The 23,354-nt window shown below is 66.1% G+C and carries 13 protein-coding genes and 3 CRISPR repeat arrays; of the genes, 12 read left to right on the forward strand and 1 reads right to left on the reverse strand.

Annotation, left to right across the window (positions count from 1 at the left end; all coding sequences use genetic code 11):
* Positions 1–2: 2 nt before the first annotated feature.
* On the reverse strand, positions 3–2,972 hold the full coding sequence (locus ACZ45O_RS17630; protein ID WP_464854808.1) for a DEAD/DEAH box helicase: 2,970 nt from the start codon (positions 2,970–2,972) through the stop codon (positions 3–5).
* Between the two features lie 120 nt (positions 2,973–3,092).
* Here ACZ45O_RS17630 and ACZ45O_RS17635 point away from each other — a divergent pair, with 120 nt between their 5' ends.
* From ACZ45O_RS17635 to ACZ45O_RS17690, 12 genes are all read left to right on the forward strand, one after another.
* Positions 3,093–3,953 carry an aldo/keto reductase gene (locus ACZ45O_RS17635; protein WP_464854810.1) on the forward strand — a complete coding sequence of 287 codons (861 nt, stop codon included), beginning with the start codon at positions 3,093–3,095 and terminating at the stop codon, positions 3,951–3,953.
* Positions 3,954–4,183: 230 nt separating this feature from the next.
* Positions 4,184–7,750 carry a DNA polymerase III subunit alpha gene (locus ACZ45O_RS17640; protein ID WP_464854812.1) on the forward strand — a complete coding sequence of 1,189 codons (3,567 nt, stop codon included), beginning with the start codon at positions 4,184–4,186 and terminating at the stop codon, positions 7,748–7,750.
* 125 nt (positions 7,751–7,875) lie between these two features.
* Positions 7,876–9,127: a CRISPR direct-repeat array (repeat unit 29 nt; unit sequence GTCGTCCCCACGCGTGTGGGGGTGAACCG).
* A gap of 77 nt (positions 9,128–9,204) precedes the next feature.
* Positions 9,205–10,388 (forward strand): IS3 family transposase gene (locus ACZ45O_RS17645; RefSeq protein ID WP_464854813.1). Its coding sequence is split into 2 segments (ribosomal slippage): positions 9,205–9,463 and positions 9,463–10,388, totalling 1,185 coding nucleotides; the frame shifts between segments, so codons are not numbered across the junction.
* Positions 10,389–10,453: 65 nt separating this feature from the next.
* Positions 10,454–10,851: direct repeats of the CRISPR family, unit length 29 nt; unit sequence GTCGTCCCCACGCGTGTGGGGGTGAACCG.
* Positions 10,852–11,193: 342 nt separating this feature from the next.
* Positions 11,194–12,120, forward strand: coding sequence for a type I-E CRISPR-associated endonuclease Cas1e (gene cas1e / locus ACZ45O_RS17650; RefSeq protein WP_464854814.1), 927 nt, complete (start codon positions 11,194–11,196; stop codon positions 12,118–12,120).
* A gap of 7 nt (positions 12,121–12,127) precedes the next feature.
* Entirely contained in the window at positions 12,128–15,190 is a 3,063-nt protein-coding gene (gene cas3 / locus ACZ45O_RS17655) for a CRISPR-associated helicase Cas3' (protein WP_464854816.1), read from the forward strand.
* Positions 15,187–16,806, forward strand: a complete 1,620-nt coding sequence (gene casA, locus ACZ45O_RS17660) for a type I-E CRISPR-associated protein Cse1/CasA (RefSeq protein WP_464854818.1) — start codon at positions 15,187–15,189, stop codon at positions 16,804–16,806. Before cas3 ends, casA begins: the two co-directional genes overlap by 4 nt.
* Positions 16,781–17,332 (forward strand): type I-E CRISPR-associated protein Cse2/CasB, encoded by a 552-nt coding sequence (gene casB, locus ACZ45O_RS17665; protein WP_464854820.1) that lies wholly within the window; start codon positions 16,781–16,783, stop codon positions 17,330–17,332. The genes casA and casB overlap by 26 nt, the downstream gene beginning before the upstream one ends.
* Before the next feature lie 12 nt (positions 17,333–17,344).
* Positions 17,345–18,457: a type I-E CRISPR-associated protein Cas7/Cse4/CasC gene (gene cas7e / locus ACZ45O_RS17670; RefSeq protein ID WP_464854822.1), complete on the forward strand. Its 1,113-nt coding sequence runs from the start codon at positions 17,345–17,347 to the stop codon at positions 18,455–18,457.
* A gap of 11 nt (positions 18,458–18,468) precedes the next feature.
* The gene (gene cas5e, locus ACZ45O_RS17675) at positions 18,469–19,164 is read left to right on the forward strand and encodes a type I-E CRISPR-associated protein Cas5/CasD (protein ID WP_464854824.1); all 696 of its coding nucleotides are present in this window, start codon (positions 18,469–18,471) and stop codon (positions 19,162–19,164) included.
* Between the two features lie 12 nt (positions 19,165–19,176).
* The gene (cas6e, locus tag ACZ45O_RS17680; protein ID WP_464854826.1) at positions 19,177–19,848 is read left to right on the forward strand and encodes a type I-E CRISPR-associated protein Cas6/Cse3/CasE; all 672 of its coding nucleotides are present in this window, start codon (positions 19,177–19,179) and stop codon (positions 19,846–19,848) included.
* A gap of 70 nt (positions 19,849–19,918) precedes the next feature.
* Positions 19,919–20,802: a CRISPR direct-repeat array (repeat unit 29 nt; unit sequence GTCGTCCCCACGCGTGTGGGGGTGAACCG).
* A gap of 325 nt (positions 20,803–21,127) precedes the next feature.
* Positions 21,128–21,472 (forward strand): RNHCP domain-containing protein, encoded by a 345-nt coding sequence (locus ACZ45O_RS17685; protein ID WP_464854828.1) that lies wholly within the window; start codon positions 21,128–21,130, stop codon positions 21,470–21,472.
* Positions 21,473–21,973: 501 nt separating this feature from the next.
* Positions 21,974–23,269 carry an IS110 family RNA-guided transposase gene (locus ACZ45O_RS17690; RefSeq protein ID WP_464846448.1) on the forward strand — a complete coding sequence of 432 codons (1,296 nt, stop codon included), beginning with the start codon at positions 21,974–21,976 and terminating at the stop codon, positions 23,267–23,269.
* The last annotated feature ends 85 nt before the right edge of the window (positions 23,270–23,354 follow it).

Consider the following 23,354-nt stretch of genomic DNA (forward strand, 5'->3'; position numbering starts at 1 on the left):
GCCTACGCCTCCCGTTCCAGCGTGATCAGGGCCCGCAGCTCCTCGGTGGAGAGCTGGCCCAGCCAGGATTCGCCGCTGCCGATCACCTGGCCCGCCAGGGCCCGCTTCTCGGCCAGCAGCCGGTCGATGCGCTCCTCCAGCGTGCCGGCGGTGACCAGCCGGTGCACCAGCACCCGCCGGGTCTGGCCGATGCGGTAGGCCCGGTCGGTGGCCTGGTCCTCGACCGCGGGGTTCCACCAGCGGTCCACGTGAAAGACGTGGGTGGCGGCGGTGAGGTTGAGCCCGAGGCCGCCGGCCTTCAGGGACAGGATGAAGAGCGGCGCCTCGCCGCCCTGGAACTGGGCGATGAGCCGCTCCCGCTCGGGCTGCGGCGTTCCGCCGTGCAGGAAGAGCGCCGCGCAGCCCAGCGTCTCGGCCAGGTAGGCCTGCAGCCGGGCGCCGAAGCGGGCGAACTGGGTGAAGAGCAGGGCCTGCTCGCCGGCCGCCAGCACCTCCCGGAGGAGTTCCACCAGCCGGTCGATCTTGCCGCTCCGGCCCGCCAGGGGGCCGTCGCCGGTGACGGCCGCGGGGTGGTTGCAGACCTGCTTCAGCCGGGTGAGGCCCGCGAGGATGGCGCCGCGCCGCTGGATGCCCTCGGACCGGGCGACCCGCTCCAGGGTCTCCTGCACGATGGCCTCGTAGAGCGCCGCCTGCTCCACCGACAGGGTGACCAGTTCGGTGTTCTCCAGCTTCTCGGGCAGGTCCAGCGCGATGGCGGGATCGTTCTTGTGCCGGCGCAGGATGAAGGGCCCCACCTGCCGGCGCAGCTGCGCGGCCGCCTCGTCATCGTCGAACCGCTGGATGGGTATCGCGTAGCGCCGCTGGAACTCCTCCCGGCTGCCCAGGAGGCCGGGGTTGAGGAACTGGAAGAGGGACCAGAGGTCGCCCAGGTGGTTCTCGATGGGCGTGCCGGTGAGGGCGATGCGGTATCCGCCGGTGAGCCGGCGCAGGGCCCGGGCGTGCAGGGTGTCCGGGTTCTTCAGGTTCTGTGCCTCGTCGGCGACGATGCCGTTCCACGTCACCTTACCCAGCAGTTCCGCATCGCGGGCGATCAGCGAGTAGGTGGTGAGCACCACATCGTGCGCCGCCGCCTCCCGGGCGAAATCCGACTCGCCCAGCCGGTTCGCCCCGTGGTGAACCAGCACCCGCAGGCCCGGGGCGAAGCGGGCCAGCTCCCGCCGCCAGTTGCCCAGCACCGAGACGGGGCAGATGAGAAGCGTGGGCCCGGCCGCCAGCCCGTTCTCCCGCTCGTGCAGGAGCAGCGCGATGAGCTGAACCGTCTTACCCAGCCCCATGTCGTCGGCCAGGCAGGCGCCCAGGCCGTAGCGGCGCAGGAACGCGAGCCACGCCAGCCCCCGCTCCTGGTAGGGCCGCAGCGTGCCGGTGAAGCCCCGGGGGGTTGGCACCGGCTCCACCCGGGCTGGCTCCTCCAGCCGCTCCAGCAGCTCCGCGATCCAGCCGGTGGCCGTCGTCTCATCCACCTCCGGGGCCAGGCGCAGGGCGGTGCCCAGCTCCATCTGCTTCTCGTGCTGCTCGATGCGCTTCAGGACCGCAGCCAGCGTGCGCGCATCCACCCGCACCCACTGCCCGTGCATCTGCACCAGCGGCCGCTTCTGCTGGGCCAGGTGGCGCAGTTCGTCCAGGGTGAGCCCGGTGTCGCCCAGAGCCACGTCCCACCGCACGTCAACGATCTGGTGCAGGCCGAACAGCGAGGGGCCATCGCCGGCGGGGCTGAGGCGCATGCCGACCCGCAAGGAGGCCGGCTTCACCAGGGCGGCCGGCAGCAGCACGGGGTGGCCGGCCTGCTGCAGCAGCAGCGCGCCCTCCTGGATGAGCGCCATCACATCGTCCGCGGTGATGGCGACGCGGGAGGGGGCAGGATCCTCCAGCAGCGGCGCGAGCGGCGGGAAGAGGCGCGCCATCGCCGGCAGGTCGGCCAGCAGCCGCTGCTCGGCGTTGCGGTAGCGCTGTCCGCCGATCTCCACCTCGCCCCCCAGGCTGGCCCAGACCCCATCGGCCGTGATGGGCAGCGCCCCTTCTTCGGGCGCGTGCAGCGTGAGCTCCAGCTCCCAGTCGCCGCCGGTCTCGGGGCCGGGCAGATTCAGGCGCAGCCCCGTGCGCAGGCTGGCGTGGCCCAGCACGCCGGTGGCGGGCGCGGTCCAGCGGTCCAGGGCGGCAAGGAGCGCCTGCTCGCCCGGGAGGCCCGGGGGCAGGTCGCGGGGCGCGTCGCCGGCCAGGGCCGCCAGCCAGTGGCGCAGGGCGGTGTCCTGCAGCGACTCGGCCTCCGGCAGGGGCACGTCTTCCAGGAGGAGCCGGATCACGCCGGCCGCGGCGGTGCGCATGAACTGGTGCACCAGCGCATCGGCAGCCGGCAGCGGGTAGGCCCTCGGGCTGCGGTCCGGCGGCACCAGGGCGCGGCAGGCCTCCGGCAGGCCGGCTGCCAGCCGGGTCAGGCGGCGGGCGTCCTCGGCGTCGGTCAGGTGCAGCGTCCAGCCGGCGGCCGGCACCCCGGCCTCTGCCCGCAGGACCGGCAGCATACGGCCCCGCCCCAGGAACTCCAGCAGCAGTTTGGCGGCCACGCTCCAGAGCCGCAGGCTGTGCCCGGGGCGGAGGGGGGCGCCGTCGAAGTGATCGGGCAGATCCAGCAGCCACTGCACGGCGTTGGGCAGCGACAGGGCGACCCCCGGGAGCCTCGCGGGGCTGGCGCCGTCGTACGCGGGCTGCCACTGTACCAGGGTGAGGGTGCTGAGGTAGGGCAGCCCCCGCAGGATGGGGTAGAGCGCCTCCGGCGCGGCCGCATGCGGATGTGCAGGGATCCCGCGGTTGCGACGCCTCTGGGGCGCGGCGGGCTGGGCGGCGCCGTCATCGAGGCCCCAGAGGAAAAAGAAGCCGGCGGCGCCGGAGGGGACGAAACTGCCGTGAACCGTGATCATCCGGATGCCTCGCAATCGTGTCGTGGTAAACATAAATACTTCTTCCGGCGGGCGCAGTCTCCTGCTGAGCCTGGCTGTGGTAAGATTGGGCTTGAGAGTCCTGCGGTGAGGAGGTGCCCCATGACGCAGCACGAGCCTGTCCATCCCGTTCCGACGCTGCGCCTTCCTTCCGGCGAGCGCGTGCCGATCCTGGGCCAGGGCACGTGGTACATGGGCGAGGACCGCCGCTCCCGCCGGGAGGAGGCGGCCGCCCTGCGCCTGGGGATTGACCTGGGCATGACGCTCATCGACACGGCAGAGATGTACGCATCCGGTGGGGCCGAGGAGGTGGTGGCCGAGGCCATCGAGGGCCGGCGGGACGAGGTCTTCCTGGTGAGCAAGGTGCTGCCCGGCAACGCGTCGCGGCGGCGCACCATCGAGGCCTGCGAGCGGTCGCTCCGCCGCCTCCGCACCGATCGGATCGACCTCTACCTGCTGCACTGGCGCGGGCGGTATCCCCTCTCGGAGACGCTGGAGGCCTTCGCGGAACTGCAGAAGGCCGGGAAGATCCGGTACTGGGGCGTGAGCAACTTCGACACCGACGACATGGAGGAACTGGTGGGGATTCGGGGCGGCGCCAAAGTGGCCACCAATCAGGTGCTCTACAACCTGAGCCGGCGGGGCATTGAGTTCGACCTCCTGCCCTGGCACCGGGAGCGGCGCATTCCCATCATGGCCTACTCACCGATCGAGCAGGGGCGCATTCTGCGGAACCCGACGCTGCAGCGGGTCGCCGCGCGCCACGGCGCCACGGCGGCGCAGGTCGCGCTGGCGTGGATCCTCCGGCAGGGGGACATCATGGTGATTCCGAAGGCGAGCCGGCCGGAGCACGTGCGGGAGAACCGGGCGGCGCTGGATCTGACGCTGACGGCGGAGGACCTGGCGGAGCTGGACCGGGCGTTCCCGCCGCCGACCCGGAAGGTGCCGCTGGAAGTGTTGTAGACGTATGAGGGTGAGGCCCCAGGCCGCTCACGCGGTGGGGCCTCACCTCTTTGTGCCATTTTGGGGTAAGCCGGGTGGTGGGGCGGGGCGCCTCGCTGAAAGGAGGTGGCGCCATGATTCGGGTGACCCTCGAGATCTCTGGCTGGGCCTGCTGGCCAGACTACAGACGAATGCAGGTTCGGTCGGGGCGTGCGGCGAATCATTGCCGCAACGAGCGAGGTGACGGAGAGATGGGCCGCCCGGAGTTCGTGCACCTGCACCTGCACACCGAGTACTCGCTGCTGGACGGGGCCAACCGCATCGAGCCCCTGGCACGGCGCGCCGCCGAGCTGGGCATGCGGGCGATGGCCATGACCGACCACGGCGTGCTCTTCGGCGTGCTTCCTTTTTATAATGCGATGCGCAAGCACGGGGTGAAGCCGATCATCGGCTGCGAGCTTTACGTGGCCCCCGGCTCGCGCCATGTGAAGACCGGCGGCGAGAAGCCCTACCACCTCACGGTGCTGGCCGAGAACTACACCGGCTACAAGAACCTGGTGAAGCTGGTCTCGGCGGGCTACACCGAGGGCTTCTACTACAAGCCCCGGGTCGACCTGGAGTTGCTGAACACCTACCGGGAGGGGCTGATCGTCCTTTCGGGCTGCCTGGCCGGCGAGGTGTCGCAGAAAGTGCTGGCCGGCCAGACGGAGGAGGCCAGGAAGACCATCGGCCGCTACCGGGAGATCTTCGGGCCCGACCACTACTTCTTGGAGCTGCAGGACCTGGGCCTGCCCGAGCAGCAGGGGCTCAACCGCTTTCTGCTGGAGCAGGGGCTGCCGGTGGTGGCCACCAATGACGCCCACTACCTGGGCCCCCAGGATGCCCGCACCCAGGATGTGCTCATCTGCATCGGCACCAACAAGACGGTCGACGACCCGAACCGCATGCGGATGAACACCAACGAGATGTACGTGAAGTCGGCCGAGGAGATGTACTGGCGCTTCGGCCACATCCCCGGCGCGCTGGAAAACAGCCTGGCCATCGCCGAGCGGTGCAACGTGGAGCTGCCCCTGGGCCAGATCCACCTGCCCCACTACGCTCTGCCCCCCGGCTACGACGCACCGGGATACCTGCGCAAGCTCTGCTATGAGCGCATCGGGCCGCGCTATGGCGGGAAGCCGCCCGAGGGGGCGATGGAGCGGCTGGAGCACGAGCTGAACGTGATCATCAGCATGGGCTTTGCCGGCTACTTCCTGATCGTGTGGGACTTCGTGGAGTACGCCCGCTCCCGGTCCATTCCCGTGGGGCCGGGGCGGGGCTCGGGAGCGTCGTCGCTGGTGGCCTACGTGCTGGGCATCACCGACGTCGACCCCCTGCGGTTCGGCCTCTTGTTCGAGCGGTTCCTGAACCCGGAGCGGGTGGACATGCCCGACTTCGACATCGACTTCTGCTACGAGCGGCGCGGCGAGGTCATCGAGTACGTCCATAACAAGTACGGGGCGGAGTGCGTCGCCCAGGTGATCACCTTCAACACCATGGCGGCCCGGGCGGCAGTACGGGACGTGGGCCGGGCTCTCGGCATGAGCTACGGTGAGGTGGACCGGGTGGCCAAGCTGCTGCCGTGGGGCCAGTCTCTGGACAGCGCCCTGGAGAAGACCGAGGAGCTGCGCGCCCTGTACCAGGAGCGGGAGGAGATTCGCCTCCTGATCGACACCGCCCGGGCGGTGGAGGGCATGCCCCGCAACCCGTCGGTCCACGCCGCCGGGGTGGTCATCACCGCCGATCCGCTGGTGGAGCACGTGCCGCTGTACAAGATGGGCGACGACGCCATCGTCACCCAGTTCGACATGGACCAACTGAAGGAGATCGGCCTCCTGAAGATGGACTTCCTGGGCCTGCGCACCCTCACGGTGATCGACCACGCCGTGAAGTACGTGCGGGAGTACGAGCCCGGGTTTGACATCGAAAAGATCCCCATGGACGACCCGGAGACCTACGCCATGATTGCCCGGGGCGAGACCCTGGGGCTCTTCCAGATCGAGGCGGGCTGGGTGGCCGACGTGCTGCGGCAGATGAAGCCGACCCGGTTCGAGGACATCATCGCCACCATCTCGCTTTGCCGGCCGGGGCCGATGGAGCACATCCCCGACTACATCGCCGGCAAGCAGAACCCGGACGCGGTGCAGTACCTGCACCCGGATCTGGAGCCGATCCTCAGCGAGACCTACGGGGTGATGGTCTACCAGGAGCAGATCATCCAGATCGCCCACCGGCTGGCCGGGCTTTCCCTCGGGCAGGCCGACCTGCTGCGCCGGGCCATCGCCAAGAAGAAGCGGGAGGACATGGAGAAGTACGGCCGCCTCTTCATGGAGGCCCTGGAGGAGCGGGGCTACAGCCATGAGGTGGCCACGGCGCTCTATGACCAGATGATCCGCTTCGCCAACTACGGCTTCAACAAGTGCCACGCGACCCCGTACGCCAAGGTGGCCTACCAGACCGCCTACCTGAAGCGGCACCATCCGGTGGCCTTCATGGCCGCGCTGATGAACTCGGTGATGGGGCAGGAGGCGAAGCTGGCGCTCTACATGGAGGAGTGCCGCCGGCTGGGCATTCAGGTGCTGCCGCCGGACGTGAACACCTCGTTCGCCCGGTTCGTACCCGACGGTAGGAAGATCCGTTTCGGCCTGGCGGCGGTGAAGAACATCGGCACGAACGCCGTGGAGGCCATTGTGGCCGCGCGGGAGGAGGGGGGACCCTTCACCAGCCTCCGGGACCTCTGCGAGCGGGTGGACCTGCGCCCTCTGAACCGGCGGGCGCTGGAGTCGCTGATCATGGCCGGGGCCTTCGACCGGGTGGCCCCGCCCGGCGGCAGGCCGGCCTACCGGTCGCAGCTGCTGGAGGCGCTGGATCAGATTCTGGAGGACGCGCAGAAGCTGCAGCGTCACCGGCAGGCCGGGCAGATCTCGCTCTTCGACCTGGGGGTTGCGGCCCCGGGCAGCGGCGGCGCGGAGCCCCTGCCGGATATTCCGGAGTTCCCGCCGCAGCGGCTGCTGGCGATGGAGAAGGAGGTCCTGGGCTTCTACGTGTCGGGCCACCCGCTCAGGCAGTACCAGGCGGCCCTGGCGGTGCACGGCTGCCTGCCGGTCGCGGCGCTGCCCGAGCAGCGGGACGGCGCAAAGGTGGCGGTGGGGGGCATGCTGGCCGGGCTGAAGCAGGTGACGACCCGCTCCGGCGCCAACATGGCCTTCCTGACGCTGGAGGACCAGACCGGCCAGGTGGAGGTGGTGGTCTTCCCGCGGGTGCTGCAGTCCTGCGCCCGCCTGCTGCGGGAGGAGCACCCGCTGCTGGTGCGGGGCCGGCTGCAGGTGCAGGAGGACGAGGTGAAGCTGTTGGCGGACGAGGTGAGCCTGCTCCGGGACGACGAACGGCCCCGGCGGCCGCGGCCGCCGGAGCCGGTGGAGGCTGCCGGGCGGGAGACCCAGCGTGCGGCTGCCGGCCAGGCCCGGCGGCAAGACGTGAGGTTAGCCGCTCAGGAACCGGGCTCGCAAGCCGCCCGGGAGCCCGTGCGGGAGACGCCCGGTGCGCCAGAGCCCAAGTTCGTCTATCTGCGCGTACCGGCGCGGGATCAGGACTCGCCGATGATGCGCCGGGTGGAGCGGGTGCTGCGGGCCCACCCGGGGCCGACGCGGGTGCGGATCAAGATGGAGCCGGAGGGCAAGTGGATCGAGGTGCACGAGCACCTGCGGGTGACGGTGACGCCGTCGCTGGTGAATGCGCTGGCGCGGATTGTGGGGGAGCAGTCGGTGGTGGTGAGGTAGAGGGGGAGGGGAAGGAGGAGTTGGCGGAGTATTAAGTTGATGGGGGAATGGTTTGGCGCTTGCTGAACTGATACTAGAACCCTTCTTTTCGGAAGCGGGCCTTGTCCCATGCGGGTTTCGTTAGTGTCGTCCCCACGCGTGTGGGGGTGAACCGTCGGGAACGATGGTAATCACTTCACCTCCGCCGTCGTCCCCACGCGTGTGGGGGTGAACCGCCGCCTGCTGTGGGCATGGAGTAAAGCCGGGCGTCGTCCCCACGCGTGTGGGGGTGAACCGCCGATCAGCAGCCCTGCCAGCAGATAAGGCCCGTCGTCCCCACGCGTGTGGGGGTGAACCGCCGCTGGATGACGTAGAGCCGTTGAACAACGCGTCGTCCCCACGCGTGTGGGGGTGAACCGGTTTCGGAGGCCCTGAAGGTGTTCACTGACTCGTCGTCCCCACGCGTGTGGGGGTGAACCGAACGGCAAGTCTACCATGCTCTCCGGCCTGGCGTCGTCCCCACGCGTGTGGGGGTGAACCGGGTAAGCAGATTGCGGATAGCCCGCCTCATGCGTCGTCCCCACGCGTGTGGGGGTGAACCGACCACGGCCCTGTTGGAGTGGCTGGAGGACAAGTCGTCCCCACGCGTGTGGGGGTGAACCGCTGAAGTAAAGACATGTTGGCCGGGCGCTGTGGGTCGTCCCCACGCGTGTGGGGGTGAACCGATGAAGGATCATCGCTTCCCGTTGTTTGGACGTGTCGTCCCCACGCGTGTGGGGGTGAACCGGCGGCGAGCTATACTCAGTCGGTGAGCACGGAGTCGTCCCCACGCGTGTGGGGGTGAACCGCCGAATAGGACGAAGAAGGCCCCACCTCCGCGGTCGTCCCCACGCGTGTGGGGGTGAACCGTGAGACTTTCGCCCCCTGTGCCCGTGGCAAAAGTCGTCCCCACGCGTGTGGGGGTGAACCGCAATTCGTGGGCCAAGACGACCCCCTGGCCGCGGTCGTCCCCACGCGTGTGGGGGTGAACCGCGGGGCGGAAGCCGACGCTCGAGCCGGAGTTCGTCGTCCCCACGCGTGTGGGGGTGAACCGCGGCCGGTGTACATCAGGCGGGCGGGGCAGCTGTCGTCCCCACGCGTGTGGGGGTGAACCGGATGATCCGGGCGGTCTGTCCGGAGTGGACATGTCGTCCCCACGCGTGTGGGGGTGAACCGACGTGGACCTGAAACAGGGCACGATCCAGATGTCGTCCCCACGCGTGTGGGGGTGAACCGGACATGCGGGCCACGAGCGTCATGGACGACGAGTCGTCCCCACGCGTGTGGGGGTGAACCGGAGGATTACTGGCCGACGTTTTGGGACGGTGCGTCGTCCCCACGCGTGTGGGGGTGAACCGCCCTTCGGGGTGTGAGCTTGACCCGTTTCGGTGGACACTCCAACATGTGGGGTAGAAACCGAAAGGGGATGAAATGTTATGAACGGCGGGTATCCTCCGGAGTTCAGAGCAGAGGCCGTTCGTCTAGCTAACCTCGCCAAGGAGAGTGGGAAGACCCTGGCCCAGGTCGCGAAGGAACTCGGAATCTCGTCCGAGACGCTTCGGAGATGGCGGCGTCAGGCCGAGGCGGGTGCCAGCCAGGCTGCAGCTTTGAGCGAATCGGAACGGGAGGAGCTAATCCGCCTGCGTCGTGAGGTTCGCATCCTGCAAGAGGAGCGCGAGATTCTAAAAAAAGCCGCAGCCTACTTTGCACAGGAGGCAAGCCGAAGTCGGTAGATGTCTTCGCTTTTATTGAACGAGAAAGGGCCAACCATGCGGTAAGGACCCTGTGCCGGGTGCTGGGTGTTTCCACGAGTGGGTACTATGCATGGCGAGCGCGGAAGCCCTCTGCCCGGGCACAGGAGGATGCGGTGCTGCGGCAGTTGATCATCCAGATCCACCAAGACAGCCGCGGGACCTATGGTGCGCCGCGGATCCACGCCGAGCTGGCGCTGCAATACGGAGTTCGATGCTCCCGGAAGCGTGTTGCTCGCCTGATGCGTGAGGTCAACATTGCGGGCATCTATCGCCGCCGGCCTCACGGTTGCACAAGGCGCGATCCCGAACGGGAACCGTATCCGGATCTGGTTCAGCGGAACTTCACTGCCGATGCTCCCAACCAAGTCTGGGTTGCAGATTTGACACAGCACCGAACCGCAGAGGGGTGGCTCTACCTGGCTGTTATACTCGATCTCTTTTCACGGATGGTAGTCGGTTGGGCTATGGGAGACCGTGCAACAGCCGAACTTGTGGTCGAGGCCGTAAACATGGCAGTCTGGCGGCGTAAGCCGAAGGCACCGCTGATTCACCATTCGGATCACGGGAGCCAGTACACGTCCCTACTCTTTACAAGTCGCCTGCAAGAAGCAGGAATCCAGGGATCGATGGGTTCCGTCGGCGATGCCCTTGACAACGCCGTTGCCGAGAGCTTCTACGCCACGCTGCAGACCGAACTGCTTGATCGGCAGAGTTGGCCGACCCGGGAAAGCCTGCGGTTGGCGATCTTCGAGTACATCGAAGTCTTCTACAACCGGCGCAGACGTCACTCGGCGCTTGGCTACCTGTCACCGATGGAGTTTGAAGCGCGGGCCCAAGAAGATGCGAAAGCAAGCGAAACCGCGTGACATCGCAACCATAATCGTGTCCACGAAAGCGGGGCAACTCCAATGCACGTGAGCGCGCGGGATCTGTCGTCCCCACGCGTGTGGGGGTGAACCGGCCGTCCAAGGGGACCGTTCCCCGCGGTTCAAAGTCGTCCCCACGCGTGTGGGGGTGAACCGGAGGGATGCTGTCATGTCTGGTGCACCTGTGAGTCGTCCCCACGCGTGTGGGGGTGAACCGTGAGCCCGGAAACGGGCGACGTACTCGGCAGGGTCGTCCCCACGCGTGTGGGGGTGAACCGCGGCATGAGCGAAAACGCTGCAGTGAAACTGGGTCGTCCCCACGCGTGTGGGGGTGAACCGATAGGGCACTTGGGCCAGCATCGGCATCCCGTTGTCGTCCCCACGCGTGTGGGGGTGAACCGTCCGGAAGTCTCGCCTGCCACCTGGCTCATTCAGTCGTCCCCACGCGTGTGAGGGTGAACCAGACTTCAACATCCGTGAGACCCGGGCGGACACGTCGTTCGCAGGCGCGTGGGGGTGATGGATGTAACTCGCCTTAGTGGATACTTGGGCACCAGATGGGCTACTAGATTCACTCCACCCGTTACGCCGGTGGTGTTCCCTTCGGTGATGTACTCGACGACGAATGACACATGTGACTGGTACCGAAAAGACCGGAGACGACCGGAAAATTGAGGTAGTAAGTTGCGGTAATAGAGAGCACAAGCCCAATCTTCCCGAGAAATTCCGTCACTCAAGTGACAGCCCCTTGTCACTTGAGCCCTCTATACTGTTCACCACGGAGCAGCATGCCGGGGGGGTGGCCATGCGAAACCTTCGCATCCTGCCGAAAGTACGGGACAGCTGGAGCTACTTGTACGTTGAGCATGCCCGCATTGACCAGGAGGACAAAGGAATCTGCCTGCACGACCAGAGGGGACGGGTACATGTCCCGTGTGCTTCCCTCAATCTCTTTATGCTCGGACCCGGCACGACCGTCACCCACGCCGCGATCCGCACCATGGCAGAGAGCGGTTGTCTCGTCGCATGGTGCGGTGAGCGAGGTGTGCGCTTCTATGCACAGGGCATGGGTGAGACCCGCAGTTCTGCCCGTCTCTTACGCCAGGCACGCCTATGGGCCAACGAGGAGTCGAGGCTGAAGATTGTCCGACGCATGTACGAGATGCGGTTTGCTGAACCCTTGCCGCCGGACTTGACACTTCGGCAGATTCGAGGCAAGGAGGGGGCGAGAGTTCGGGCTGCTTACGCGCAGAATGCAGCGCGCTTCGGCGTCGAATGGACCGGGCGCTCGTACTCCCGTATGGATTGGGACGCGTCGGATCCCCTGAACCGGGCGCTGTCTGCCGCCAACAGTTGCCTGTACGGAGTCTGCCACGCGGCGATCGTCGCGAGCGGCTACTCGCCTGCCATTGGATTTATTCATACAGGAAAAATGCTGTCGTTCGTCTACGATGTCGCGGACCTGTATAAGACCGAACTGACCATACCCGCAGCCTTTATCGAGGTGGCTAAAGGTGGTCACCGCCTGGAGTCGCGCGTGCGCCACCGCTGCCGAGATCTTTTTGCCCAGCAGGATCTGCTGGGTCGCATTGTTTCCGACCTGGATGCCCTGTTTGACGAACCGGTTGATCAGGCTGTCGCCGATCAGTTCGACGAGGATGCGGCCAGGCCCGGCGATCTGTGGGATCCCGCCGGCGACGTGCGCGGTGGCCACAACTACCAGGGGGAGTGAATAGCCCATGGTCGTGTTGATCGTGGAGTCTGCGCCCCCGAGCCTGCGGGGTGAGCTCTCCAAATGGATGCTCGAGCCCAAGGCGGGCGTTTTCGTCGGGAACGTTTCCGCCGCCGTGCGCGATCTGTTGTATGAGAAGGCCTGCCAGGAGGTGGAGTCGGGCGGCGTTACGATGATTTATAACACCAACAACGAGCAGGGCTACGCCATTCGGTCCTACGGCGATACCACTCGCCAGATTGAGGAGTGGGAAGGCCTGTTTCTGGTCCGCCGTCCAAATCCGCCTCCTGAGCCGGTTGCCACCGAAACTGACGAACGCCATCCGGCGGATTGGAAAGACATGCTGTACCCTGCCATCTGGGCCAAGACGGCCACGAAGGGCAGGTGGGGCGTCACGCTGCAGGAGGGTGAGCCTTCCTGGCACCCGCTCATCTGCCACATGATCGACGTGGCCATGGTGGCCTTGCGGCTTTGGCAGTACATACTTCCCCCGGTGGTCAAGGAGCAGATGCAGGCCAGCCTCGGCCTGGACAACCCCGAGCATGCCGGGCGATGGGTCGCCTATTTCGCCGGTCTTCACGATCTCGGCAAGGCCAGCCCGCATTTCGCCTTCAAGTGGCGCGAAGGCGCCGAGCGGCTAATGGCCGAGGGCTTCAAGCCTCCCGGAGTCAGGCGAGCCGTGCCGCATGGGTTCATTACCGCTTACCGTATGCGGGACGTCCTGCACCGACTGGGCATCAAGAAAGCGAACGGTGTGGCCATCGGTCGGGCCGTTGGCGCGCACCACGGGCTTTTCCCTGATCCCATCACGATGGATGACGTGCGCGAGAGTGTCGGTGGCGACCGCTGGCGCAAGGCCCAGGATGAGCTGGCAGCCCTGCTGGCACACATCCTTCAGGTCGACACTTTGCCGGTGCCCACAGGCGACCTCCTGTCGGACAACGCCTTCCTGATCCGCCTGGCCGGGTTGACCAGTGTCGCTGACTGGATTGGCTCCAACCATGACTATTTCCCTTTCGTGGGCGATGATGTGCGCCTGCCGGCCTATCCCCGTCGGGCGCGCTGGCAGGCCATGAAGGCACTCATCGACCTGGGCTGGTTCCAGCGGCCCGAGCGGGTCGAGGCGCTGCCTTTCCACGAACTCTTCGACTTCCTGCCCAACCTGCTCCAGTCGCACGTCGAGGCCATCGCGCAGCAGTTGGAAGGACCGTCTCTGGTTCTGCTGGAGTATCCCATGGGCGGCGGCAAGACCGAGGCCGCACTCTACCTGGCCAACACGCTGCAGGCTTCCGCAGGGCAGCAGGGGTTCTACGTGGCCCTGCCCACCATGGCGACCAGCAACCAGATGTTTGAGCGGGTAGCGCAGTATCTCTCCAACCGGTTCCCGGAGCGGCGCATCAACCTCCAACTCCTCCACGGACGGGCGGATCTCAACCCGAGTTTTGCACGGCTGCTCCGGCGCGGGCAGGCGCTTCCCGACGCGCTGCTGATCGGTGACGGGGCTGATCCGGAGGCGAATCTGCTGGCGGCCGAATGGTTCACCCACAAGAAGCAGGCTCTGCTGGCCCCTTTCGGCATCGGCACGGTCGACCAGGCACTGCTTGCAGCCCTCGACATCAAGCATTACTTTGTCCGCCTGTTCGGTCTGGCCGGCAAGGTCGTTGTGCTCGATGAGATCCACGCCTACGACACCTACATGCAGTCCCTGCTGGGACACCTGCTCACCTGGCTGGCGGCCTGCGGCTCATCCGTGATCCTGCTCTCCGCCACCCTGCCCGCCAGCACACGCAGTGAGCTCCTGGCCGCGTTCAGCAGGGGCCTGGGGCGAGCCTATCAAGAGGATGGCTCATCCACGCCGTACCCTCGGATCACCTGGATTTCAGGAAACGGTGCCGGCGGTGTACACATCGAAGGAACACCCAGACGCACCGTACTGCTGAGGCAGTTCAACCCGGCCGATGGCGACTGGATGGCCGCGCTGCGGGAACGACTTGCCCCCGGCGGTTGTGCTGCCGTGCTCTGCAACACCGTGGGCCGTGCACAGGAGACTTTCACCGCTCTGCAGGCGTATTTCGCACCTGAAGAACTGATGCTCTTCCACGCCCGGTATCCGTTCGATGACCGGATGCTTCGTGAACAGATGGTCCTGGAGCGTTTTGGCAAGCACGGGGAGCGCCCGCAGCGGATGGTCTGCGTGGCCACGCAGGTCATCGAACAGAGCCTGGACATCGATTTCGATCTGATGGTCACGGAACTGGCTCCGGTTGACCTCATCCTCCAGCGCAGTGGACGGGTGTGGCGCCACCCTCGGTCCGATCGGCCCGGCCACTTTGACGCCCCGGAGCTTTGGCTCTTGCTCCCACCTGTCTCGCCGGAGGGCGTGCCTGAGTTCGACCGGGCCAGCACACGTGTCTATGATGAACACCTGCTGCTGCGCTCCTACCTGGCGCTCAGCAACGTGCCTGCACTGGTGATTCCTGACGAGGTGGAGGCGCTGATTGAAGCGGTGTACCAGCCGACCCCGCCTCCGGAAGGGTTACCGCCGGCACTGGCGGAGCGCTGGCGGCAGACGGGTGGGCGGATGTTCCAGGGGGACCTGCGGAAGCGGCGCCAGGCAGCTATTCGCGAGATTCCTGCTCTGGACGTGCAGATCATCGATTACGACCCTGTCGGATTGGCGGATGACGATGAGGAGGTGCATGCTGCCCACCAGGCCCTGACCCGCCTGGGTGGGCCGTCGGTGGATGTGGTCTGTCTCTACCAGCGGGATGGACAGGCCTACCTGACTCCGGACGCCTCTGAACCGTTCGACCTGGGCCGCAAGCCTGACGCCCGTGGGGTGAAGCTGCTCCTGGGCCGCTCGCTCCGGCTGAGTTTCAATCCTTCGCTGGTGAAGCAGATTCTCGACCTGCCCGTGCCGCCCGAATGGGAGGTCACGGCTCACCTGCGTCGACACCGGCTGCTGTACTTTGCACCAGATGGCTCCTGTCTTACAGCCGACCTGCCGCTGGAGCTGCACCCTGAACTGGGCCTGCGCCAGCGGACCGCGGAAACGGAGGTGGAAACGTGACGGGATTCTCGCTCTGGACGGAACCTTGGATTCCCGTCCAGACGCTGGAGGGGGTGGTGCGGAAGGTGTCCCTTGCCGATGCACTGACCGAGGCCCATTCCCTGCGGGGAATCATGGATCCTTCACCGCTGATCACCGTTGCCCTCCACCGGCTGCTCCTGGCCCTGGTCTACCGGACCCACCGCCTGCGGAACACGTCCGACTGGGAGGCGTTGTGGCGGGCCGGCCGCTTCGACGAGGATGCGCTCACGGCCTATGGAAAGGGAAGGGAGGGGCAGTTTGACCTGCTGCATCCCACCCGGCCCTTCTACCAGGTGCCCTTCATGGAGGGGGAGAAGGTGCACCCGGTGGCCGCACTGGCCCTGGAGGCCGCCTCGGGCAACAACCCGGCGTTGTTTGACCACGGGCGGGTCGAAGGGGCCACCGAACTGCCGCTGGACCGGGCCGCCTGTTACTTGCTGGCTCACCAGGCGTTTGCCGTCGGCGGCGGGGTAAGCAAGCCCTTTAACCGTATGGACGCGCCGCTGACCAAGGGGTTTGTAGTGGAGATTGTTGGCCAGAGTTTGTTCGAGACGCTGGCCCTGAACGTGATGACCCAGCAGTACTGGGACCGCATCACCCCCGTGATCGGCGAGGATCGCCCCTTCTGGGAGGAGGAGAATCCGCCGGAGCCGGTCAAGGAGGGGACAACCGTGCGGGGGCCGCTTCACTACCTGACGTGGCAAAGCCGTCGGATACACCTGGTGGTGGACGCCGAGCGCCGGGTGGTGACCGGCTGCCAGATCGCACAGCGGTACTGCCTTCCGAAGGATGGCAGTCCGGTGGATCCGGGCAAGTGCTACTTCTTCCCGGATGACAAGAAGAACGCCGGCTGGCTGCCCCGCCGGCTGCAGAGGGACCGCGCGGCATGGCACCTCACGCATGTCCTGCTCCAGTCAGCCACGGGCACCAAAGACCGTCTGACAGTGCTTTCATGGCTGGCGGCCCTCCGGCGGCGTGAGATCGAGCTGGAGACGATTGAGTTGCCGAGGGCCGTTTCTTTGGCCGTGAGCGGGCTCACCACCGACCCCAAGCTGGCGGCGAAGATCGAGCTGTGGCGGCGCGAGGAGATCGGCTTGCCGCTGGCTATCCTCGACGATCCGGCCCTGGTGAAGCGGGTCGGGATTCTGATGGAAGACGCCCGGTGGGTGGAGAGCCTGCTGAGGCGGGCCACGGAGGCGCTGGTGTGGGCGTTGACAGACCGTAAGTGTCTGCGCGATGCAGTTACCTACCTGCACACCGGCCAGACGGGCAAGGTGAAAATGCCCCCCACCGTGGCGCCGGTCGCACGCGGCGAGGGCACCGTCCTGCGGTACTGGGCAGCGATGGAAGGGCCGTTTCGCTCGGCGCTCTTCCAACTCCCGGACTGCGATTTCGCGGTGGTACGGAAAGAGTGGCACGACCGGCTGAAGGATAACGCCAGCGCTGCGTTTCACGCCACACTCACTGCCCAGCAGGGGAGCGGCGCTCCCTGGGAGGTCCTGAGTGTCGTCCAGGATGCCTTTGGCCGCCGCATCGCCCGCATTCCGATGACCAGGGAGGGAGACAGCGATGACGACGACAGCGACAGCGAGTAGTGCCTTCGTGGCGTGGCTCCAGGGTCTGGCTGAACGAAAGGACCGCGCCCGGCTGGCCGCGCTGCGGCGGGGACTCCTGTTGGAGCCTGCCCAATTCTATGAACTTTACCGCGTGGTGCCGCCCCAGTTTCTGGACGGGGTGAGCAGGGCGGAGGTACAGCGGCGCCTGATGGTGGCCATCCTCTTCGCCACACACCAGGGTTCCTTCACTCCGGAAGCACTGGAAAAGCGCCGCCGCAACCTCGGAGAGTCTCTGCGGATGCTGGCTGTCAAGCGCGCCGGCGGCACTCTGGATTCCGACGAAGGACTTCCGGAGCCTCTCAAGCGGCGGCTTGATGTCCTCCTGGCCGCCCCGGCTGAGGACCTGTTTTTTCACCTGCGGCAGGTGATTCGGCTGCTGAAGTCCGAGGAGATTCCGGTGGACTGGGAGCAGCTTCTGTGGGACCTGCGGAACTGGGACAGGGACGATCGACGGGTGCAGTGGCAGTGGAGCCGTTCATTCTACGTCGGCGAGCGCGAAGGTTAGGAGGTAAGTGCGATGTTTGTGGAGGTCCATGTGATTCAGAACTACGCCCTCTCTAATCTGAATCGCGATGATACCGGAGCCCCGAAGACCTGTGAGTTTGGCGGCGCCAGGCGGGCGCGCATTTCGAGTCAGTGCCTGAAGCGGGCGGTGCGGACGTACTTCCGTGAGGAGGCGGTTGTGCCGTCGCGTCAGCTCAGCCACCGTACGCGGCTGTTGAAGGAGGCCCTGGCCGGGCGGCTGGTGGCACAGAACGTGGAGGCCGAAGAGGCGTCGCAGCTGGCCGGAGCTGCGATCGAACAGCTCGGTCTGAAGCTGGACAAGGAAAAGACCCAGTACCTGCTGTTCCTGGGCGAGCAGGAAATCGACCGCCTGGCTGCGCTCGCGCTGGATCATCGGGATGCCCTGCTCAGCGGCAAGAAGGGCGACAAGGCGCTGCAGGCGCAGCTCCTCGCCGCTCTGGATGGGGGTGAAGCCGTCGATCTGGCGCTTTTTGGCCGCATGATCGCCGATAAGCCGGAGAAGAACGTCGATGCGGCCGTTCAGATGGCGCACGCTTTCTCGACCCATGCCGTCGCGACGGAGTTCGACTTCTACAGCGCGGTCGATGATCTGCAGCGCCAGGATACCGACGAAGGCGCGGGCGCGGGCATGCTGGGCACCACGCTGTACAACAGCGCCTGTTACTACCGGTATGCCAACGTGGACGTCAACCAGTTGGTCACTAACCTGGGCGGCAACCGGGAGCAGGCGCGGGATGCCGTGCGGGCTTTCCTGAAGGGGATGATTCATGCGGTTCCCACGGGTAAGCAGACGGCGAGTGCGGCGCAGAATCCTCCCGCCCTGATCATGATTGTCGTGCGTGAAAAGGGTCTGTGGTCGCTGGCCAATGCGTTTGTCAAGCCCATCAGGGCAACGGGGGACAGTGATCTGATTGTCCTTTCCGCGGAAGCGATGATCGCCCACTTCGACCAGCTGACCAGGATGTATGGCACGGAGGCCATCTCCTACGCAGGAGTGTCCACCTATCTGACGATCGACAACCTTCCCTCCCCGTTGGTCGCTGAAGGGTCGGTGGCAGCTCTGGTCGACTCCGTGATGGAGGCGCTGGCGGACGACCGCCAGTAGGGGGGATGTTGATGTATACCTTGCTGCTCCGGCTGGAGGGGCCCATGCAGTCATGGGGCACATCCAGTCGCTTTACTCAGCGCGATACAGGAATGGAACCCTCGAAATCAGGCGTCATTGGCCTGCTGTGTGCCGCCCTGGGCAAGCCGCGGAATGAAGCGACCAGCGCTCACGGGTCGTGGCCCGCGCTAGCTGAGCTGGCTGCTATGGAAATGGGAGTGCGGACGGATCGGGCCGGTACGGTGGGCGTGGACTTTCAGACAGCCGGTGGCGGCCGGATGGCGGGGGAGAGGTATGGCGTCTCCCACGTACACGGGGGGCTGTTCGGATCCGTCATGAGCCACCGATTCTTCCTGCAGGATGCCTCATTTCTGGTCGGGTTTTCGAGCCCAGACCATGCCTTGTTGAAACGGCTGCATGAGGCGCTGGCAAACCCTGTGTGGCAGCTCTATCTCGGCAGGAAGGGCTATGTGCCCAGTGTGTCCCCATACCTTCCGGATGGCCTGGTAGCGCAGGATCTGCGCAGTGCCCTGTCGACGTATCCACTTGCAGAGCGGGCTGACCCTGAGGTGCGGCTGATCTTGGAAACGCGGGATCCACGTGGCGCTGAACCCCGGATGGATCAGCCTCTGGACTTCGCGAGACGCCTGTTCGGCAGGCGGTACGTCCGGGTGGAACGGTATATGCCTGGCCGGGTGGAAGAGTAGGAGGTGGCGCATGTGTTCCTCACGCTGATGCGGCTGAATCCGGCATCGGCACAGGTTCAGCGGGATCTGCGCGATCCGCAGGCGCTGCACCGCACCATCATGCGTGGGTTCCCATCCGTCATCGACCCGGAAAAGGGCGCTCGCGCATACTGGGGCGTTCTGCACCGGCTGGAGTACGAGCGCCGCTCGGGGCGGATACTGCTATATGTCCAGAGTCGCGTCGAACCGGACTGGACATTCCTTCCCGAGGGCTATCTCATGGACGACGGCATGGAGAACCCGGCGGTGAAGGCTATTGACCGGGCCTACGCCAGTCTGTCGGCCGGACGCGTGCTACGGTTCAGACTGCGGGCGAACCCGACGCGCAAGATCGATACGAAGTCGGGCCCGCAGGGAGAAAAGCGCAACGGCCGGCGCGTGCCGCTGGTCACACCCGACGCTCAGCTAGACTGGCTGGCGAGGAAGGCTGAAGCCCATGGATTCCAGCTGCTCCAAGCCACGGTGGCCGCTGCCGGGGCGAGCGAACTCGTTCACAGCCACAGCACTGGAATGACCTTCCAGGGCGTCCTGTTCGAAGGTCGGCTGGTTGTGCGGGATGCGGACCGGTTTTGGGAAGCGCTGGAAAACGGCATCGGCCCGGGAAAGGCGTACGGATACGGCCTGCTGTCTGTGGGTCCTGGTTAGTGGTTGCTGAAGTGATACTAGAACCGGCTCGCGCCTGGGGCGACCCAGGCGCGGTGCGGGTTTCGTTAGTGTCGTCCCCACGCGTGTGGGGGTGAACCGGGAGGAATCTGGATGCCGACTTATGACTTCTCGTCGTCCCCACGCGTGTGGGGGTGAACCGTGCAGCTGGCCTGGTTGCCGCCTTCGGGAGCGGTCGTCCCCACGCGTGTGGGGGTGAACCGTAATCCACGCCCAGAGCATCCGCCCAGCGTCGGTCGTCCCCACGCGTGTGGGGGTGAACCGCCAATCAGGATCCCCGCGAGCAGAAACGGCCCGTCGTCCCCACGCGTGTGGGGGTGAACCGCGCACGAGGCAGCGGATCAGCTGAGCCGGGCCGTCGTCCCCACGCGTGTGGGGGTGAACCGTTAGCGAACCAGTCGGCCAGTCTGGCGATGGCGTCGTCCCCACGCGTGTGGGGGTGAACCGGCAACCGGCCACTGGGAGTCGCCGCCAGGACAGTCGTCCCCACGCGTGTGGGGGTGAACCGGCGATCTTGCCACGAGTCGTGCGGGCGCTGACGTCGTCCCCACGCGTGTGGGGGTGAACCGGCGCCCTGGACGAGCAGCCGCTTTACAAGGCCGTCGTCCCCACGCGTGTGGGGGTGAACCGCGGCCGGTGTACATCCGGCGGGCCGGTCACCTGTCGTCCCCACGCGTGTGGGGGTGAACCGACCGAGCTCGCGCTCCCAGTCGTCCAGCGACCGTCGTCCCCACGCGTGTGGGGGTGAACCGGACCCGCTGCTGGTACGCTCCGAGGCGGCCCGGGTCGTCCCCACGCGTGTGGGGGTGAACCGACCACAACGGCAACATCATGCTGGACAAGGCCGTCGTCCCCACGCGTGTGGGGGTGAACCGGCGACGCAACTGCGATTCGGGTTCGCCCGGCCGTCGTCCCCACGCGTGTGGGGGTGAACCGTTTTTCTGGGCAGTGGCCGAGTCGATGGGATAGTCGTCTCCACGCGTGTGGGGTCAGCCGGAGTTCTAGTTTTCGCCGCCGGGCCTTGACCGGCTATCGCCACAGTCATGGGGGAGCACGCAGACTACACTGGCACAGCCATCACAGAGTCCGCCCCGGCGGGGATGCATTCCCCTGCCGGGCTATGTTTCTGCCCCGCGCCGATTCCCCCAAGTGCTAAGTTCGGACAAATATTGCGGTATTTGCAATTATGATCGGTTTGACAGCGCGGCCGGCATCCAATAATATAGATGCATTACCGACAATCCACGCAGGGGAAGCGATTATGGCGGCACCAAGAAAGTTCCGGGTCATCAACGACGGGTTCACTTGCGTGCACTGCGGGACCACCGTTAGCCCCCTGTCCAACGGAAGCTGCCGCAACCACTGTCCGAAGTGCCTCACCTCCCTCCATGTCGATATCAACCCCGGCGACCGGGCGGCGACGTGCCACGGAGTCATGCATGCCGTCGGCGCCGAGAGCCACCCCCGCAAGGGCATCATGATCATCCACCGCTGCAGCCGCTGCGGCGTGGTGAAGCGCAACAAGGCCGCCCACGACGATCCGGTGCAGCCCGATGACTTCGATGCCATCCTCCAGCTGTTCACGTTGGATGCAACTGGACTCTAACCAGGCGCAAAACCAGAACCCCGGCGGGAAAGCGCTCCGCTTTCCCGCCGGGGTTTTGTGCGCCCGGCATGGGCGCTGACTTGGCGGTGAGAGTCCGCTGCGGGCGAGGCAGCACGAGCCCGCTAGCCAAAGGCAAGGGTGTCCGTCGCGAGGCGGAATCTGGAGGAAGCCGGAGGCAAAGCCACGACCCGAGGAACACGAACCTCATACGAGGCTGTGCCGCCTGGGTGAGCTGGCGAACCACAGCAAAACCCGAGGCTGCCAAAGGGCGGTGCAGTAGATGGGGCGGGTGCGGGGCGAAGGTCAGCGTCCTTACCCGGGGAGGTCTGCCGGGAACGCCAGCAACGCTGGTAACCCGGGCCGAGAGGCCCGGCTGAACCGGCAGAAGTCAGCAAAGCAGTCCTGTAATGATGTAGGACGGCGTTGAGAAAAGTAAAGGCCTCCTGATACGGTAGGGTGTGAAAGGTAATCACCACTCGTAACAGGAGGTCACGGAACGCAATGCAATTGAAGCAGCGAGCCAGGAAATTGGCCCTGGTCCGAGGTGAACCCACGGTGGTGGTCGGTATCGACATCGCCAAGCGGAAGCACTGGGCCTGGGTGGTCGACGGAGTGACCGAGGTGCCCGTGGGCAGCCCCTTCCATTTCCAGAATAGCAGGGAAGGGTTCGACCGTCTACTGGGAAAGATCGCACGAGCGAAGGAGAAGGCTGGTGCTACCCGCGTGGTGGTGGGGATGGAACCGACCGGGCACTACTGGAAGCCGCTGGCGTGGTATCTCCAGCAGGTGGGCTTCACGGTGGTCATCGTCAACCCGGCCCATGTCAAGGCGAGCAAGGAACTGGACGATAACTCGCCCACGAAGAACGACCGTAAAGACGCCTGGCTCAACGCCCAGTTGGTCCTGCAAGGCCGGTTCTCCGTGCCGTATCTGCCAGACGGGGTCTATGCAGAACTGCGGATCCTAACCCAGGCCCGGCAGCAACACCGGCGGAAGCTGAACGCCGCCCTGAACCAGCTGCAGGCGCTCCTGGACGAGTACTTCCCGGAGTACACGGAGGTGTTTGCCGACCCGCTCGGTCAGGCGTCGCTGTATGTGCTGCAGTACCGGCCGTTTCCACAGGACGTGCTGGCGGTGCCGGTGACTCAGCTGGCGGCGGAACTCCGGGCTGCCAGCAACCGGCGGGTCGGGCTCCGGCGGGCCCAGGACCTGCAGGAAGCGGCTCGGCGGTCTATAGGGGTGCCGTACGGGCTGGACGCCGCCCGGCTTCAGCTGCGGCAGATCCTCCAAGAAGTGATCTTTTGGAAGGAACGGTTGGCGGAGACGGAGGCGGCAATGGCCGAGGCGTTGGAGAAGACGGGCCTCGCCCAGTACCTGCTGAGCGTGCCTGGGGTCGGTGTGGTGACCGCTGCTGCCTTCCTAGGCGAGGTAGGCGACCTGCGCCGGTATGCGGACTGGCGGCAACTTCGCAAGCTGGCGGGCTACAACCTGACAGAGAACACGTCGGGGCAGCGGGACCGCAGCCGGACGCCCATCAGCAAGCGCGGCCGGCCTGGACTGCGCCACGTGCTGTACCAGATGGCGATGACGGCGGCCGCCAAGAACCGGGAGTTTCGAGCGCTGTACAAGCACTTCAGGACTCGCCAGCAGAACCCGCTCAAGGGCAAGCAGGCCCTGGTGGCGCTGGCGTGCAAGCTGTTGCGGGTGCTGTTCACCCTGGTCAGGAAGCAGTGTAGCTATGATCCGGCCAGGGCCTTGGGGGCCTGGCGGGCGGAGCAGTTAGGTCTCGCCGCCTGAGAGGGCGGTGTGCCGATAGATGTGCCGCTTTGGGTGGGGGAAGCCGACTATGGCTGGAAGGGCATGACCCTGCAGCAAAGTACTA

Source organism: Symbiobacterium turbinis, assembly GCF_055383075.1.